21 protein-coding genes are annotated in these 13,823 nt (G+C 63.3%); 11 read left to right on the top strand and 10 right to left on the bottom strand.

Features of this window, described 5'->3' with window-relative positions:
- Positions 1 to 18 precede the first annotated feature (18 nt).
- A complete protein-coding gene (locus AC07NV_RS18115; RefSeq protein ID WP_495167790.1) occupies positions 19 to 459 on the top strand; it encodes an MAPEG family protein in 441 nt (146 codons plus the stop codon).
- A gap of 31 nt (positions 460 to 490) precedes the next feature.
- Here the strand turns inward: AC07NV_RS18115 and AC07NV_RS18110 are convergent, their stop codons facing one another.
- A complete protein-coding gene (locus tag AC07NV_RS18110; RefSeq protein WP_495167789.1) occupies positions 491 to 1,156 on the bottom strand; it encodes an MBL fold metallo-hydrolase in 666 nt (221 codons plus the stop codon).
- Between the two features lie 83 nt (positions 1,157 to 1,239).
- Here AC07NV_RS18110 and AC07NV_RS18105 point away from each other — a divergent pair, with 83 nt between their 5' ends.
- Entirely contained in the window at positions 1,240 to 1,866 is a 627-nt protein-coding gene (locus AC07NV_RS18105) for a GyrI-like domain-containing protein (RefSeq protein WP_495167788.1), read from the top strand.
- Positions 1,867 to 1,876: 10 nt separating this feature from the next.
- Here the strand turns inward: AC07NV_RS18105 and AC07NV_RS18100 are convergent, their stop codons facing one another.
- Genes AC07NV_RS18100 through ygfZ form a run of 3 tightly spaced genes read right to left on the bottom strand, consistent with a single transcriptional unit; the run spans position 1,877 to position 3,851 of the window.
- Positions 1,877 to 2,452, bottom strand: coding sequence for a retropepsin-like aspartic protease family protein (locus AC07NV_RS18100; protein ID WP_495167787.1), 576 nt, complete (start codon positions 2,450 to 2,452; stop codon positions 1,877 to 1,879).
- Positions 2,453 to 2,502: 50 nt separating this feature from the next.
- Positions 2,503 to 3,093, bottom strand: a complete 591-nt coding sequence (locus AC07NV_RS18095) for a hypothetical protein (protein WP_495167786.1) — start codon at positions 3,091 to 3,093, stop codon at positions 2,503 to 2,505.
- A gap of 32 nt (positions 3,094 to 3,125) precedes the next feature.
- Positions 3,126 to 3,851, bottom strand: coding sequence for a CAF17-like 4Fe-4S cluster assembly/insertion protein YgfZ (gene ygfZ, locus AC07NV_RS18090; RefSeq protein ID WP_495167785.1), 726 nt, complete (start codon positions 3,849 to 3,851; stop codon positions 3,126 to 3,128).
- Between the two features lie 144 nt (positions 3,852 to 3,995).
- Between ygfZ and pyrC the strand changes: the two genes are divergently transcribed.
- Positions 3,996 to 5,018: a dihydroorotase gene (gene pyrC / locus AC07NV_RS18085; RefSeq protein ID WP_495167784.1), complete on the top strand. Its 1,023-nt coding sequence runs from the start codon at positions 3,996 to 3,998 to the stop codon at positions 5,016 to 5,018.
- Between the two features lie 39 nt (positions 5,019 to 5,057).
- Here the strand turns inward: pyrC and rarD are convergent, their stop codons facing one another.
- Positions 5,058 to 5,975 (bottom strand): EamA family transporter RarD, encoded by a 918-nt coding sequence (gene rarD, locus AC07NV_RS18080; protein WP_495167783.1) that lies wholly within the window; start codon positions 5,973 to 5,975, stop codon positions 5,058 to 5,060.
- 28 nt (positions 5,976 to 6,003) lie between these two features.
- Positions 6,004 to 6,225, bottom strand: coding sequence for a hypothetical protein (locus tag AC07NV_RS18075; RefSeq protein WP_495167782.1), 222 nt, complete (start codon positions 6,223 to 6,225; stop codon positions 6,004 to 6,006).
- A gap of 180 nt (positions 6,226 to 6,405) precedes the next feature.
- Here AC07NV_RS18075 and AC07NV_RS18070 point away from each other — a divergent pair, with 180 nt between their 5' ends.
- The 4 genes from AC07NV_RS18070 (at position 6,406) to AC07NV_RS18055 (ending at position 8,784) form a co-directional block, all read left to right on the top strand.
- Positions 6,406 to 6,804 (top strand): glycine zipper 2TM domain-containing protein, encoded by a 399-nt coding sequence (locus tag AC07NV_RS18070; RefSeq protein WP_495167781.1) that lies wholly within the window; start codon positions 6,406 to 6,408, stop codon positions 6,802 to 6,804.
- Between the two features lie 156 nt (positions 6,805 to 6,960).
- Complete coding sequence (locus AC07NV_RS18065; RefSeq protein WP_495167780.1) at positions 6,961 to 7,512, top strand: GNAT family N-acetyltransferase; 552 nt, start codon at positions 6,961 to 6,963, stop codon at positions 7,510 to 7,512.
- Entirely contained in the window at positions 7,509 to 7,949 is a 441-nt protein-coding gene (locus AC07NV_RS18060) for a DUF1330 domain-containing protein (RefSeq protein ID WP_495167779.1), read from the top strand. The genes AC07NV_RS18065 and AC07NV_RS18060 overlap by 4 nt, the downstream gene beginning before the upstream one ends.
- Before the next feature lie 85 nt (positions 7,950 to 8,034).
- Positions 8,035 to 8,784, top strand: a complete 750-nt coding sequence (locus AC07NV_RS18055; RefSeq protein ID WP_495167778.1) for a hypothetical protein — start codon at positions 8,035 to 8,037, stop codon at positions 8,782 to 8,784.
- A 69-nt stretch (positions 8,785 to 8,853) separates the two neighbouring features.
- Here AC07NV_RS18055 and AC07NV_RS18050 read toward each other — a convergent pair whose 3' ends face one another.
- Entirely contained in the window at positions 8,854 to 9,036 is a 183-nt protein-coding gene (locus tag AC07NV_RS18050) for a CsbD family protein (RefSeq protein ID WP_495167777.1), read from the bottom strand.
- 229 nt (positions 9,037 to 9,265) lie between these two features.
- Between AC07NV_RS18050 and AC07NV_RS18045 the strand changes: the two genes are divergently transcribed.
- The gene (locus AC07NV_RS18045) at positions 9,266 to 10,003 is read left to right on the top strand and encodes a pentapeptide repeat-containing protein (RefSeq protein WP_495167776.1); all 738 of its coding nucleotides are present in this window, start codon (positions 9,266 to 9,268) and stop codon (positions 10,001 to 10,003) included.
- Positions 10,004 to 10,010: 7 nt separating this feature from the next.
- Here AC07NV_RS18045 and AC07NV_RS18040 read toward each other — a convergent pair whose 3' ends face one another.
- From AC07NV_RS18040 to thiS, 3 genes are read right to left on the bottom strand one after another with little or no spacing between them, the layout of a single operon-like run.
- On the bottom strand, positions 10,011 to 10,787 hold the full coding sequence (locus AC07NV_RS18040; protein WP_495167775.1) for a bifunctional sulfur carrier protein/thiazole synthase protein: 777 nt from the start codon (positions 10,785 to 10,787) through the stop codon (positions 10,011 to 10,013).
- 2 nt (positions 10,788 to 10,789) lie between these two features.
- Positions 10,790 to 11,140 carry a VOC family protein gene (locus AC07NV_RS18035; protein WP_495167774.1) on the bottom strand — a complete coding sequence of 117 codons (351 nt, stop codon included), beginning with the start codon at positions 11,138 to 11,140 and terminating at the stop codon, positions 10,790 to 10,792.
- On the bottom strand, positions 11,140 to 11,340 hold the full coding sequence (gene thiS, locus AC07NV_RS18030) for a sulfur carrier protein ThiS (protein WP_495167773.1): 201 nt from the start codon (positions 11,338 to 11,340) through the stop codon (positions 11,140 to 11,142). Before thiS ends, AC07NV_RS18035 begins: the two co-directional genes overlap by 1 nt.
- A gap of 79 nt (positions 11,341 to 11,419) precedes the next feature.
- On the opposite strand from thiS, the gene AC07NV_RS18025 reads away from it, so the two are divergent.
- The 3 genes from AC07NV_RS18025 to accC all read left to right on the top strand — a co-directional run bounded on the left by AC07NV_RS18025 (position 11,420) and on the right by accC (position 13,786).
- A complete protein-coding gene (locus AC07NV_RS18025) occupies positions 11,420 to 11,872 on the top strand; it encodes a type II 3-dehydroquinate dehydratase (RefSeq protein ID WP_495167772.1) in 453 nt (150 codons plus the stop codon).
- A 71-nt stretch (positions 11,873 to 11,943) separates the two neighbouring features.
- Positions 11,944 to 12,417, top strand: a complete 474-nt coding sequence (accB, locus tag AC07NV_RS18020) for an acetyl-CoA carboxylase biotin carboxyl carrier protein (protein ID WP_495167771.1) — start codon at positions 11,944 to 11,946, stop codon at positions 12,415 to 12,417.
- Between the two features lie 7 nt (positions 12,418 to 12,424).
- On the top strand, positions 12,425 to 13,786 hold the full coding sequence (gene accC, locus AC07NV_RS18015; RefSeq protein WP_495167770.1) for an acetyl-CoA carboxylase biotin carboxylase subunit: 1,362 nt from the start codon (positions 12,425 to 12,427) through the stop codon (positions 13,784 to 13,786).
- The last annotated feature ends 37 nt before the right edge of the window (positions 13,787 to 13,823 follow it).

Raw genomic sequence — 13,823 nt, 5'->3', positions numbered from 1 at the left:
AACAATGGGGGAAGCCAAATGATAATCTTGCCGATCAGCCTGACAATCGCCGCCGGCGCGGCGCTGCTCAACCTGTGGCTTTCGGTGCGCGTCGGCCGCGTGCGCACCAAGGAAAAAGTCTTTATCGGCGATGGCGGCAACGACCTGCTGACGCGGCGGATGCGCGCGCACAGCAATTTCGTCGAGAATACCGCGTTTGTGCTGATTCTGCTCGCGCTGGTCGAACTCGGCCTCGGCTCGTCGCTGTGGCTGTGGGGAATCGGTGCGCTCTACCTCGTCGGACGCATCCTGCACGCGCTGGGCATGGACGGGATGATGTGGGGCCGGATGGCCGGCACGATCGTCACCATGCTGACCCAACTCGGCCTCGCGCTCGGCGCGCTCGCGATCGTCTATCTGACGCCGGCGGGTATCACGACGACCGCAATCGAGGAAACGGTGGTCGCGGCGCCACGCTGATCTTTGCCCGTCCCGCCTGCCGGGAGGGGGGTTACGCCCCCAGCGCCATATCGCCGACAAAGGGGTTGGTACGCCGTTCATGCGCGAAATTGCTGTGTGCGCCGTGCCCCGGCAGGAAGGTCGTATCGCCGCCGAGCGGCCACAGCTTCTGCGTGATCGAATCGAGCAATTGCTGGTGATTGCCGCGCGGAAAATCGGTGCGGCCGATCGATCCCTGGAAAATTACGTCGCCGACAATCGCCAGCTTTGACGGCGCGTGATGGAAAACGACATGGCCGGGCGTGTGCCCCGGGCAATGAATGACATCGATGGTGAGGTTTCCGACGGTCACCGTGTCGCCATCGACCAGCCAGCGGTCGGGCTCGAACGTTTCGCCCACCATGCCGAAACGCGCGCCATCTTCGGCAAATTGTTCGATCCAGAACCGGTCGTCCTCGTGCGGCCCTTCGATCGGCACGCCGAGTTCCTTCGCGAGCATCCCGGCCTGTCCGCAATGGTCCATATGGCCATGGGTGACGAGGATCTTCTCGACCTCGACGCCGGTCTGCCCGACCGCTTCCTTCAGCTTGTCGAGATCGCCGCCGGGATCGACGAAAGCCGCCTTGTTGGTCTCGGTACACCACAGCAAGGTGCAATTTTGCTGGAATGCGGTGACCGGCACGATCGCCGCGCGCAGTGGAGGATTGGGAGCGTTCATGGCGCTCGATGTGGGCAAAGTGCGCGGATTTGGCAAGGGCGGGCGTGTATGGGATATCGAGCCAGCCTGCGAACGGAGACAAGATGGAAAAGATCGACTTCAAAAAGACCCGCAAACCACTGTACAGTCCCCCGGCCAGCGACTTTGTCGCAGTCGACGTCCCGAAAATGCAGTTCGTCAAGGTGGACGGCGAAGGCGACCCCAATAGCGCTCCTGCGTATCGCACCGCGGTCGAATGGCTCTACGGGACCAGCTACGCGATGAAATTTGCCGCCAAGTCGGTACTCTCGCAGGATTATGTCGTCCCGCCGCTGGAAGGCCTATGGTGGGCTGATGATCCCCAGAGCTTCGTCACGCGTGAAAAGGACCGGTGGCGTTGGACGATGATGCTCATGGTTCCCGATTTCGTCACGCGGGCGATGTTCGAGGCGGCCGTAGCCAGCACGATCCGGAAATCCGGCCAGCCACCGGAAAGCCTGCGCCTCGAAGACTATGATGAAGGCCCCTCGCTCCAGATTCTGCACGTCGGCCGGTATGACGATGAAGGGCCGACCCTCGCCCGGCTCCACGAGATCGTCATGCCGGGGCAGAAACTGGACTTCAACGGGCCGCATCACGAAATCTATCTGAGCGATCCGCGCAAGACCGACCCGTCAAAGCTCAAGACAGTCCTGCGGCAGCCGGTAAAAGCTTCTACGTCGGGACAATGATCGTCGCGCCTCAGCGCAGCGTCATCGTATCGCCTTCGACATTGACCGCAGCGAGTTTCGAGAGGAAGCTTTGTCCGAGCAGCGAGACGCCCATATCGGCATCAATCACCGCCGCCTGCACAGCGCGCACCTCGATCCCCTCGACTTCGATGCTATCGAGCGTGACCAGCCGCATCGGCACGACGCCGCCCGCTGTGCTGGCGCTACCGCCGACCGGAAGATCGTCGACGTTGATCCCGATCGCCTCGGCATCGCGGCGGGTCAGCGCGACGATCGACGCGCCGCTGTCGACAAGCATGCGAATATTCCGCCCGTCGATCTCGGTGTCGGCATAGAAATGCGAATCGCCCGAACGTGCGAGCAGGACCTCGCGCGGTCGGCCCGAACTGCCAGCGGCTTCGGCGGCGGCCATAGACCGGTCTTTACGAAGTTTGTGCGTCGTCCAATTGTCGTGATTGCCGGAAATGGCTTCGGGCGTTTCGACAACATCAACAGCCTCATTGGACGACGACCGGCTGGCGACTCCCGCCAAGCCGACCGACACCGCCGCAATACCTGCGGCCAACCCGAGAAAGCGCCCCAACATGGGTCGGCTTGTCGCAGAAGAGGGTTGGAGATTGGTTAAGCCGGTCGGCGCTATTCGACGAAGGCGCGCCAGGTCGGTTTGTCACCGCGAATGCTGTAGGTGATCCGCGCACAGGCATAAGGGCGTCCCGGCCGATTGTCGGCGTCGACCGTCGTCACTGGCCAAGGTCCTTCGCCAGTGCCGCCCGCGGACCAGCAGACCAGCGCCTCGGCTTCCTGCCCCGCCTCGATCGCCGCGCGTTCCTCGGCATTCAGGGATTGCGGTGCAGTCCATCCGAATATGGCGTGGGGCGTGGCGTCGTTGGAAAATAGCGCAGGAAGAAACGGGCTGGTCGGGTCGCGGAGCAAGCCGTCGACGCGATTCCGGCCGTCGGCCGTCAACCATTTCCCGCCCAGCAGCGGTCCCCATCGCGCCTCGTTGCGCGACCGGAGCGCGGCCGCCAGTTCGCGCGCCGCGGCTTCGAAGCGTGGCGCCCACGCCGAATCGGCGGCGAGCGGGGCCAGTCGGGAAGGCAGCAAAGCCGCTTCGGGAGCAACCGGCAGCAGCGAATCGGGCGCTCCGTCATCGCCAGCTTCACCTGCCATGACCGGCGTGGCGACAAATGCGGCGGCAAGCGCCGACGAAATCAGGAAAGCGCGCATGCCAGGCAGTCTAGCAGCAAAGGCTGCATCTGTCATGAACCGGCTGCCAGCCCCTCGCGCAGCCACAGCGGAGCAACAGCCGCATCGATATTCTCGACCCGCCGATGTTCGACCGACCAGCCAAGTTCGGGATAAGCGATCACCTGCCGCTTTTCGTCGGCCTCGGCCAACGGAACGACAGCAAGCCGCCGGTTGACCTTCTGCCGCCAGTTCATCCGCGCGGTATTCTCCTGCCCGACATAACAGCCCTTGGTGAAGCTGACGCCGTTCAGTTCGGCAGCATTGCATTCGAGCCACAAGGTTGTGCCATCGCCCAGTTCGCCGCGTCCCTCGGTAACACCGAGCAACAACCGGTGCTGGCGCCACGCGGCATCGGCCCCCTCGCCTTCGTCCGCCGGCGCGAGCCAGCGCTGGCCGAGCCCGGACAGGCGCGGGTCGACGACACCCAGATCGCCCTCGCTCGCCCAATGGACGGCCAGATCCGGTTCGGGCGCAATGGTGATCGCGCGGCGCAAACGATAGAGCGTCAACCGCCTGGTCAGATCGCCCGCCGCATCGCGTTCGCAATCGATCAATATGTCGTCGCCGTCGCCCCAGATCAGGAAATCGAACAGCGCCTTGCCCTGCGCAGAGAGCAGCGCCGCCCACACCGGCAGATTGCCCGATGTATCATTGGTCACCAGCCCTTGCAGGAAGCCCCGGACATCCTCCCCCGACAGACGGATCAGGGCGCGGTCGTTGAGGGTAGTATTGGTCATATATCGAGAGATAGGACAGCCGGTGGACGACTTAAAGCCCCTCCCGCTTGCGGGAGGGGTTGGGGTGGGCAGCAACATCCGCTAAGCGCGCGACGGACTCGCCCACCCCCGACCCCTCCCGCAAGCGGGAGGGGGGAGACAGAGATGACCGACCGCCTGACGATCCGCCGCCCCGACGACTGGCATGTCCATCTGCGCGATGGCGCGATGCTGAGCCATGTCGCGCCTTATACCGCGCGCCAGTTTGCGCGGGCGATCGTGATGCCGAACCTGTCGCCGCCGGTGACGACCGCCGAAGAAGGACGCGCCTATCGCGACCGGATCAACGCCGCGGTGCCGGCCGGACTCGACTTCACCCCGCTGATCGTCGCCTATCTCACCGACCACAGCGACGCCGGTGAAATGGCGCGCGGCCATGCCGAAGGCGTCTTCACCGCCGCCAAGCTCTATCCGGCGAACGCGACGACCGGCAGCGCGCATGGCGTGACCGATATCGCCAAGATCATGGGCGTGCTCGAACGGATGCAGGAGATCGGCATGCCGCTCCTCATCCATGGCGAGGTCACCGACCATGATGTCGACATCTTCGACCGCGAAGCCGTGTTCATCGAGCGCACGCTCGAACCTTTGGTCCGCGCGCTGCCCGGGCTCAAGATCGTCTTCGAGCACATCACCACCGCCGAAGCCGCGCAGTTCGTCGCCGATGCACCCGCCAATATCGCCGCAACGATCACGCCGCAGCATCTGCACATCAACCGCAACGCGATGCTGGTTGGCGGCATTCGCCCGCACGCCTATTGCCTGCCCGTCGCCAAGCGCGAGCATCATCGCCTCGCGGTCCGCAAGGCCGCGACCTCGGGATCGCCCAAATTCTTCCTCGGCACCGACAGCGCGCCGCACGCGGTGCATACGAAAGAAAATTCGTGCGGCTGCGCGGGTATCTTCAATGCCCCCTTCGCGCTCGAAAGCTATGCGATCGCCTTCGATCAGGACGGCGCACTCGACAAGCTAGAAGGTTTTGCGAGCGAGCATGGCCCGCGTTTCTATGGCCTGCCGCTCAACACCGGCACGGTGACGCTGGAACGCGCGCCGGTAACCGTCCCCGACCTGATCGGCGAGGTTGTTCCCTTCCATGCTGGCGAAACGATCGGCTGGCGGCTGGTTTGATTTCCCTTCCCATATGGAGGGGAAAAAGATTGGACGGCTTCAAGCCGCCGGCATCATCCGGTCGGCGCGCATCTTGCGCCACATGTCGAAACTGAACACCGCGATGCTCGCCCAGATGAGCAGGAAGCAGAGCAGTTGCACCGGCTTCAGCGGCTCGTCGAACACGAACAGGCTGAGCAGGAAGGCGATGCTGGGCGCCAGATACTGGACGAATCCGAGCGCCGCATAGCTCATCCGCCGCGCGGCGGTCGCAAACAGCAGCAATGGCACCGCGGTGACGATACCGGCGGCGGCAAGAAGCCAACTGATTCCGGCATCCGACCCGAAACCGCGTCCGTCGCCAAGCCAGATATAATAAGTCGCGGCGGCAACCGACACGGGCAGCAACAGCGTCGTTTCGATCGCGAGCCCGGGCAGCGACCCCACAGGCACGATCTTGCGGATCAGGCCATAGGTCCCGAAACTGAGTGCGAGCGTCAGGCTGATCCACAATGTGTCGAGCGCACCCGCGAGCAGAATCGCTACGCCGATGCCCGCGATGACGACCGCAAGCGCTTGCAGGCGGCTAAGCCGCTCGCCGAGGAAGATCATTCCCAGCATCACATTGACGAGCGGGTTGAGATAATAGCCGAGGCTCGCGGCGAGCACATGGTCGGAAAAGACCGCGTGGATATAAACGAGCCAGTTGAGCGCGATCAGGACCGAGCTCGCCAGCAGCATGCGCAGCACGCGCCAGTCCCTGAACACGGCCAGATATTCGCCGATCTGTCGACGAAACAACATGATGAGGAAACAGAGCGGTAGCGACCAGAGAATGCGCTGCGAGAGCACTTCGAGCGGCGGCACGCTTGACAGCAGCTTGAAGAACAGCGGGATGAAGCCCCACATTACATAGGCGCCGACCGCGTAAGGCAAGCCGCCCTGATTGCTCCCCGCCGGGGCTTTATCTTGCGTCATGATCGAAAAGCTGCCTTCCGGCGGAGAATTAGATGATGCCGCCGCCCAGCATCAGGCGGATAACGCCGATAACGATAACGACGATGTTCAGGTTTCGCCCCGACGTCTTGTCCGACATCGCGCCAAGCGCGAGTCCGACAACGGCAAAGGGCACGATCACCCAGTTCGCCCAGCCGAGCAGCGGGATGAACGCAAAAACGGCCAGAACCAGCGCGATAACGCCAATGACGAGCGATCCGATATTGAGCATGGCCGGGTTGTCGCATGCCTCCGTCAATGCGGCAAGAGGCTTTCGGTTCGTCGATGAATGCGCTCGCTTCGTCTTGTTGCCTAGGGTTAATGCAACGCCATCGAGACCTTGCTCGTTCTCCCACCGAAGCGCCCGGTCTTGCCAGGCAAGACGAGGCGCAGAACCAGGAAAGGATTTGATATGCATAATTTCACCAAGGGCCTGATGGGCGCATTTGCCGCCGCCAGCGTCGCCCTGACCGCGCCCGCCTATGCGGGGATCGCGGCTCCGGCGAAGGCAGACGGCTTCCATCAGCTCGACCAGTCTTCGGGCTTCTACAAGAAGCGCAAGGATCGCCGCTATTATGCCCGCGACGAGCGCATTGGCGACAACACCCGCGTCTGGCGCGACAATGACGGCCGCTATCGCTGCAAGAAAGACAATGGCACGACCGGCCTGCTGATCGGCGGCGCTGTTGGCGGTTTGGCTGGCCATGAGATCGCAGGCGGCGGCGACAAGCTGCTCGGCACCGTTCTCGGCGCAGCCGGTGGTGCCCTGCTCGGCCGCGAGATCGACAAGTCGAAGTATCGCTGCCGCTAATTAGCGAACCGTCTCGGGTGCGGGTCCGAGACCCCTCCGCCCGCACACACGATGGAGAGGGCGCCGATCTTGTGTCGGCGCCCTCACGCGCGTGGGCGCTTGCTCCACCCGCGATCTTGCCGCAGAAGCGGCGGCCATATCTGCGGGAGAGAATATATGCTGAACGGCCCCCTGCTCGTCACCGAACGGCTGATCCTGCGTCCGCCCGCGACCGAGGATTTCGACGGCTTCGCCGAAATGTGCACCGAAGAGGACACGATGCGCTTCATCGGCGGCACCTGCCCTCGCTCGCAGGCGTGGCGTATGTGGTGCACGCTCGCCGGCGCATGGCACATCCGCGGTTTTTCGATGTTCTCGGTCATCGAGCGCGCGTCGGGCGAATGGGTCGGCCGCCTCGGCCCCTGGGAGCCAGACGGCTGGCCGGCTCCCGAGATCGGCTATGGCGTACGCGCCAAATTTGCTGGCAAGGGCTATGCGCTCGAAGGAAGCGTCGCGGCATGCGACTTTGCGGTCGAATTCCTGAAATGGCCCGAACTGATGCACAGCATCGATCCGGATAACATACGGTCGCAGGCGCTCGCGAAGCGGCTTGGCGCAACCAACAGTGGCCCGACCCGCCTGCCCGCTCCCTTTCAGGACGCGCCGGTCGACGCATGGACACAAAGCGCCGACGCCTGGCGGGTCAAACGCAAGGAATTCCTTCCGTGAGCGAAAGCCACGTCGATCCCGAACGCGCGCAATTCGACGCGTTCAAGGCGCTACCCCGCGACTGCATCATTCACATGCTCAACCTCGTCCGCTTCAAGGCACAGGCCACTTATCCCGACGGGCATCCGCTCGCGGAACAAGAGCTGACCGGGGCCGAGGCCTATCGCCATTATGGCGCCGACAGCGGACCGGTGTTCCAGCGCGTCGGCGGCTCGATCGTCTGGCGCGGTACGATGGAGGCCATGGTGATCGGCCCCGCCAACGAGTGGTGGGATGCGGTCTTCATCGCCGAATATCCGACCAGCGGCGCCTTTATGGAAATGGTCACCGACCCCGTCTACCGCGCGGCCGTCATCCACCGTCAGGCCGCGGTCGAAACGTCGCGCCTGATCCGCTGCAACCCGAAAGCGTCTCGCTCCGAGACAGTTTTCGGCTAACAAAGTCCCGCCCGTTAACGCATTTTATTTGCGCCTTTTTGATCCGGATCGGGCATTCCGGTACAGGATTAAGGGAGTGTTAGCGATGATGTTGCGCGGAAAATGGCTGATTGCCGGCTTGCTGATGGCCACGGCCCCGCTCGCTGGCTGCCGGGACAATCCCGACGCCAAGGCCGATCTTGCGCCGCTCGACGACGGGCTGACCAACGCCGACCCGGCGATCAAGGGGTCGCTTGAAGACAAGATCATGGTCGATCCGAAGCTCGCCGGCCAGTCGAACCAGAATGCCGTTGGTCCGGGCAACAAGCCCGTCGACGGGGGCGTTCCGGGGATTGCCGGCGGCAAGGCCGCAACTGCGGCCGAAGCGGCGGCGGCACAGGCCGCGGGGAAACTGCTGACCGCGCCGAAGGCGCTGCCGTTCGAGGCGGGATGCGATGGCTGCGAAGCGCAGAAGCGCCCGGTCACAATCGGCGCGCTCGCCCGTGACCAGCAAAAGGGCGGCTGCGATGCCAAGCTGACCTATGGCAACGCCTGGGCCGACCGCCTGCCCGCCGCGTTCAAAGTCTATCCGCGCGCGACGCTGCGCGAAGCCGCCGGCATCGCCGGCGGCAAATGCAACATTCGCGTCGTCAATTTCCAGACCGCGGCGTCGATGCAGGCCGTCCTCGATTATTATCACACGATGGCGATCCGCGCCGGTTACACGAGCGACCACCGCGTCAACGGGAATGAGCATATGCTCGGCGGCACGAAGGGCGATCTCGCCTATGTCGTGATGCTCCGCCGCGACGGCGGGATGACCGACGTCGATCTGGTGGCGTCGGGCGGGAAATAGGCCTCGCACATCGCGATCAAAAAAGGCCCCGGTTTCCCGGGGCCTTTTCTTTGCGTGACGGGCAAGGCGTCAGATCTTGTCGCCAAGCGCGCCTTTGACCTTGCCCTTCAGATTCTGGGCTTCGCCCTTGCGCTCCTGCAGTTCGCCTTCGGCGCGGAGCCGCTCATTGTCGGTCGCCTTGCCGATCGCCTGCTTGACGTTGCCGGCGGCTTCGTTGGCGAGGCCCTTTGCCTTGTCGGTGAATTCACCCATGGGGAGTCTCCTTGGCTATCGAGGCGGGAGGGGCTCGCCTCGTGCAGGACCAACGGGCGCTCAGGCTGGATGTTCCGGCGCATGGGACCAGATGTTCCCGGCATAGGGTAGTCAGACCGGCCGCCCGACCTTGCATTTTGAAAAAGGCCCTGTCCCTGCGCAGACAATTGTTCTTGATACGTTCCCATAAACTTTCTACCTCGCTGATGCTCGACCATGGGAGGTGGCAGTGAAACTGGAACCCGGCTGCATCATAGAGAAGGCAGACATGTCCGGCTGCGACTTCGCCGACATCGATCTGGCTGGCGCGGCAATCTCGTCATGCGTGCTGCGCGACGTTCAATTTTCCGGAACATGCCTGCAGGATGCCCGCCTGACCGGGTGCCGGCTGATCCGGTGCCGCTTCGCCAATGTCGATATGCGCGACGCGGTTTTCGACAATTGCTCCTTCATCGACGACGCAGGCCATGCCGGGGCGCAATTCGCCTTCTCGCGCCTTGACCAGGCCCGGTTCGTCCGCAGCGACCTTTCGTTCGCGAAATTTGATCGCTCCGCGCTCTTCGGTGTCGAATTCGATGCCTGCAACATGCGCGGCGCGGCGTTTCACAAAGCCGATTTCAGCCGTGTGTTCGGGCGCAAGCTGGTCAAAATCGCCGCGACAATGCGCGGCTGCAACCTCGAGTTCGCCGACCTGAACGGGATCCGGATGCCCGGCGGCGACTTCTCGGGTTCGAATTTCCGCGAAGCCGTCCTGTTCGATGCCGATCTGGAAGGCGCGGACCTGCGCGGTTGCGATTTCGTCCTGGCGCTTATCGCCGGTGCCAAGCTCGCGCGCGCCGACCTTCGCGGAGCCGACCTTGCCGGCCTGAATCTGAAAGAGCTCGCGACCCTCGAAGGCCTGATCGTGTCGACCGACCAGCAATCGCATCTGCTGGCGGCCATGGGGCTGGAGGTCTATCCGGGCTGAAACGTCCTCAGATCAACCCCGCCAGCGGACTCGACGGATCGGCATAGCGCCGCAGCCCCATGCGCCCCGACAGATAGGCGTCGCGACCGGCCTCGACCGCAAGTTTCATCGCACGCGCCATGCGAATGGGATCCTTGGCCTCGGCAATCGCCGTATTCATCAGCACACCGTCGCAACCAAGCTCCATAGCGACCGCGGCATCGCTCGCCGTACCGACCCCCGCATCGACGAGCACCGGCACCGACGCGCCCTCGACGATCAGGCGGATGGTGACGCGATTCTGGATACCCAGCCCCGATCCGATCGGTGCGCCGAGCGGCATCACCGCGACCGCACCGGCATCCTCGAGCTGCTTCGCGGCGATCGGATCGTCGACGCAATAGACCATCGGCAGAAAGCCTTCCTTGGCCAGTACCTCGGTCGCCTCCAACGTTTCGCGCATATTCGGATACAGCGTCTTCGCCTCGCCGAGCACCTCGAGCTTGACCAGATCCCAGCCGCCGGCTTCACGCGCCAGCCGCAGCGTGCGGATCGCATCGTCAGCGTTGAAGCAGCCCGCGGTATTGGGCAAATAGGTGATCTTCTTCGGATCGATATAGTCGGTGAGCATCGGCGCTGTCGGGTCCGACACATTGACGCGGCGCACCGCGACGGTAACGATCTCGGCCCCCGACGCCTCGACTGCGGCGGCGTTCTGCTCGAAATCCTTGTATTTGCCGGTGCCGACAATCAGCCGCGACGTGAAGGTGCGCCCGGCTACGCTCCAGGTGTCAGTTTTATCCACATTCAATCCTTGTTCTGTACCACATTCGCGATATCGCCGAGCGGATCGCGAACGAAAAAACGTCGAACGCCCCACGGTTCGTCGCGCAAGGCGTATATGATCTCGTGGCCGGCTTCGACCGCACGCGCATGAACCGCGTCAACATCGTCGACGCCGACCGAATAGGCCGGGCGCAATCCTGAAGGGTCTTCGGTCAGGATGCTGATCTGGGCCATCGGCTGCGCATCCGAGCGATAGGTGGTGATAAAGTTCATCGCCATCGCGGTCTTCAGTCCCAAGACATCGTCAAAGAAGCCTTCGCCCCTCCGTGGATCATCCGTATAGCGATTGGGTATTATCCGGGCGACCGGCATCAGCCGCCTCCAACAAAATGGACAATTTCCAGCGCGTCCCCCTCGGCGAGCGCGACATCGGCGAGCGTCGAGCGCGGCACGATCTCGCGGTTTCGCTCGACCGCGACCTTCTTCACATCGAGGCCCAGCGAGGCGACGAGGTCGGCGATGCTGCCTTCGCGCACCTGCCGCGTTTCGCCGTTGAGGATCACAGAAATCACCGCGTACCCGCCTTGCTTTGCCTTTGCCGAGCAGCCCATATAGGGGGAGCGCGCGTCCTCGCAACCGAAAGCCAAGCCCTTGACCAACGAGCGTACCGACAAGCCGACCGTATTTGTCTTCTCCGGCCCCAATCTCAACCTGCTCGGCACGCGCGAGCCCGAGATTTACGGCCACGACACGCTGAATGACATCCACGCCCGGCTCGAGGCGCAGGCCGCCGAGCTGGGATTGCGCGTCGAATGCCGCCAGACCAACCACGAAGGCGTCCTGATCGACTGGTTGCACGAAGCCTATGTCGCGGGCGCAAAGGCGGTCCTGCTCAACGCCGGCGGCTATACCCACACCTCGATTGCGATCCACGATGCGATCAAATCGATCAAAGTGCCGGTGATCGAGGTCCATCTGTCGGACCCGATGAAGCGCGAAGAATTCCGGCATTTGAGTTATGTCGGCATGGCTGCCGTTGCCCATTTTGCCGGGCATGGCGCGAACAGCTATACGCTGGCGCTGGACGCCGCCGCGCGTCTCTGACAATAGGGCGCATCAAAAACGGGGTCTGAGCGTCCCGGACAAGGGGCGCCACAACAACAGGAAATATTCTCATGGGTGACCATAAAGACAATGGCATCAACATCGATCCGGCCTATGTCCGGGCGCTCGCCGAGCTGCTCGACGACACCGGATTGTCCGAAATCGAAGTTGAGGACGGCGAGCGCAAGATACGCGTTGCGCGCCAACTAACCGCCGCCGCTGCGCCCGTCGCCTATGCACCAGCACCGGTCGCAGCGCCCGCTGCCACACCTGTAGCAGCCGCTTCCGCAGCTCCCGTGGCTGACAGCTTCGCCGACGCCGTGAAATCGCCGATGGTCGGCACCGTCTATCTCTCCCCCGAACCCGGCGCGCCGAACTTTGCCGCTGTCGGTTCTGCAGTGAAGGCTGGCGACACCATCCTGATTATCGAGGCGATGAAGGTCATGAACCCGATCGTTGCACCAGCATCGGGCACGCTCAAGGGCGTGCATGTCGAGAACAGCCAGCCGGTCGAATTCGACCAGCCGCTGTTCACCATCGGCTGAGTTCCGCATGGCTATTGAAAAGCTCCTGATCGCCAACCGCGGCGAGATCGCGCTGCGTATCCATCGCGCGTGCCACGAAATGGGCATCAAGACGGTTGCGGTTCACTCGACCGCCGACACCGATGCGATGCATGTCCGCCTCGCCGACGAAGCCGTGTGCATCGGCCCGCCGGCCGCGAAGGACAGCTATCTCAACATTCCGGCGATCATCTCGGCGGCCGAGATCACCGGCGCCGACGCGATCCATCCAGGCTATGGCTTTCTGTCGGAAAACGAGCGTTTCGCCGAGATCATCGAAGCGCATGACATGATCTTCGTCGGGCCGAAGCCCGAACATATCCGTACAATGGGCGACAAGGTCGAAGCCAAGCGCACCGCGGTCGCGCTCGGCCTGCCGGTCGTTCCAGGTTCGCCCGGCGCGGTCACCTATGGCGATGAAGCCCGCAAGATTGCAGAGGAAATCGGCTATCCGGTGCTGATCAAGGCCGCATCGGGCGGCGGTGGGCGCGGCATGAAAGTCGTGCCCGACGCCGACAGCCTCGAAAGCCTGATGGGCCAGGCATCGAGCGAGGCCGCGGCGGCGTTCGGCGATCCGACCGTCTATATGGAAAAATATCTCGGCAACCCGCGCCACATCGAATTCCAGGTGTTCGGCGACGGCCGGGGCACCGCGATCCATCTCGGCGAACGCGACTGCTCGCTCCAGCGCCGCCACCAGAAAGTGCTCGAAGAAGCGCCTTCCCCGATCATCTCGGCCGAAGAACGTGCCCGCATGGGCAAGGTGTGTGCCGACGCGATGGCCGCGATGCAGTATCGCGGCGCCGGCACGATCGAATTCCTTTGGGAAAATGGCGAATTCTTCTTCATCGAGATGAACACGCGCATCCAGGTCGAGCATCCGGTGACCGAAATGATCACCGGCTTCGACCTCGTCCGCGAACAGATCCGCGTCGCAGGCGGCTCGGACTTGTCGGTAAGACAGGAAGATCTCGAATTTCGCGGCCATGCGATGGAATGCCGCATCAATGCCGAGGATCCGCGCACCTTCCTGCCCTCACCGGGCAAGGTCACCAATTATCACGCCGCAGGCGGCATGCACGTGCGCGTCGATAGCGGGCTATACGCCGGCTATTCGATCCCGCCCTATTATGACAGCATGATCGGCAAGCTGATCGTCTATGGCCGCACGCGCGAAAGCTGCATGATGCGGATGCGCCGCGCACTCGAGGAAATGGTGATCGGCGGAGTAAAGACGAACATTCCGCTCCATCAGGCGCTGCTCGCCGACCCGGACGTCATCCATGGCGACTATACGATCAAGTGGCTGGAAGAATGGCTGGCGCGGCAGGATGAAGAGGCGAAAGCCTGATCATCTAAACTTGCGACGGAGTGTGCGGTAGCTCACT

It is taken from the genome of Sphingopyxis sp. GW821-FHT10B01 (assembly GCF_059415685.1).
This window is presented reverse-complemented; position numbering and strand designations above follow the sequence as displayed.

Excerpts from the sequence above, each read along its gene's own strand:
- AC07NV_RS18115 (WP_495167790.1), top strand. The coding sequence starts at position 19 with ATGATAATCTTGCCGATCAGCCTGACAATCGCCGCCGGCGCGGCGCTG.
- AC07NV_RS18110 (WP_495167789.1), bottom strand. The coding sequence starts at position 1,156 with ATGAACGCTCCCAATCCTCCACTGCGCGCGGCGATCGTGCCGGTCACC.
- AC07NV_RS18105 (WP_495167788.1), top strand. The coding sequence starts at position 1,240 with ATGGAAAAGATCGACTTCAAAAAGACCCGCAAACCACTGTACAGTCCC.
- AC07NV_RS18100 (WP_495167787.1), bottom strand. The coding sequence starts at position 2,452 with ATGTTGGGGCGCTTTCTCGGGTTGGCCGCAGGTATTGCGGCGGTGTCG.
- AC07NV_RS18095 (WP_495167786.1), bottom strand. The coding sequence starts at position 3,093 with ATGCGCGCTTTCCTGATTTCGTCGGCGCTTGCCGCCGCATTTGTCGCC.
- ygfZ (WP_495167785.1), bottom strand. The coding sequence starts at position 3,851 with ATGACCAATACTACCCTCAACGACCGCGCCCTGATCCGTCTGTCGGGG.
- pyrC (WP_495167784.1), top strand. The coding sequence starts at position 3,996 with ATGACCGACCGCCTGACGATCCGCCGCCCCGACGACTGGCATGTCCAT.
- rarD (WP_495167783.1), bottom strand. The coding sequence starts at position 5,975 with ATGACGCAAGATAAAGCCCCGGCGGGGAGCAATCAGGGCGGCTTGCCT.
- AC07NV_RS18075 (WP_495167782.1), bottom strand. The coding sequence starts at position 6,225 with ATGCTCAATATCGGATCGCTCGTCATTGGCGTTATCGCGCTGGTTCTG.
- AC07NV_RS18070 (WP_495167781.1), top strand. The coding sequence starts at position 6,406 with ATGCATAATTTCACCAAGGGCCTGATGGGCGCATTTGCCGCCGCCAGC.
- AC07NV_RS18065 (WP_495167780.1), top strand. The coding sequence starts at position 6,961 with ATGCTGAACGGCCCCCTGCTCGTCACCGAACGGCTGATCCTGCGTCCG.
- AC07NV_RS18055 (WP_495167778.1), top strand. The coding sequence starts at position 8,035 with ATGATGTTGCGCGGAAAATGGCTGATTGCCGGCTTGCTGATGGCCACG.
- AC07NV_RS18050 (WP_495167777.1), bottom strand. The coding sequence starts at position 9,036 with ATGGGTGAATTCACCGACAAGGCAAAGGGCCTCGCCAACGAAGCCGCC.
- AC07NV_RS18035 (WP_495167774.1), bottom strand. The coding sequence starts at position 11,140 with ATGCCGGTCGCCCGGATAATACCCAATCGCTATACGGATGATCCACGG.
- accB (WP_495167771.1), top strand. The coding sequence starts at position 11,944 with ATGGGTGACCATAAAGACAATGGCATCAACATCGATCCGGCCTATGTC.
- accC (WP_495167770.1), top strand. The coding sequence starts at position 12,425 with ATGGCTATTGAAAAGCTCCTGATCGCCAACCGCGGCGAGATCGCGCTG.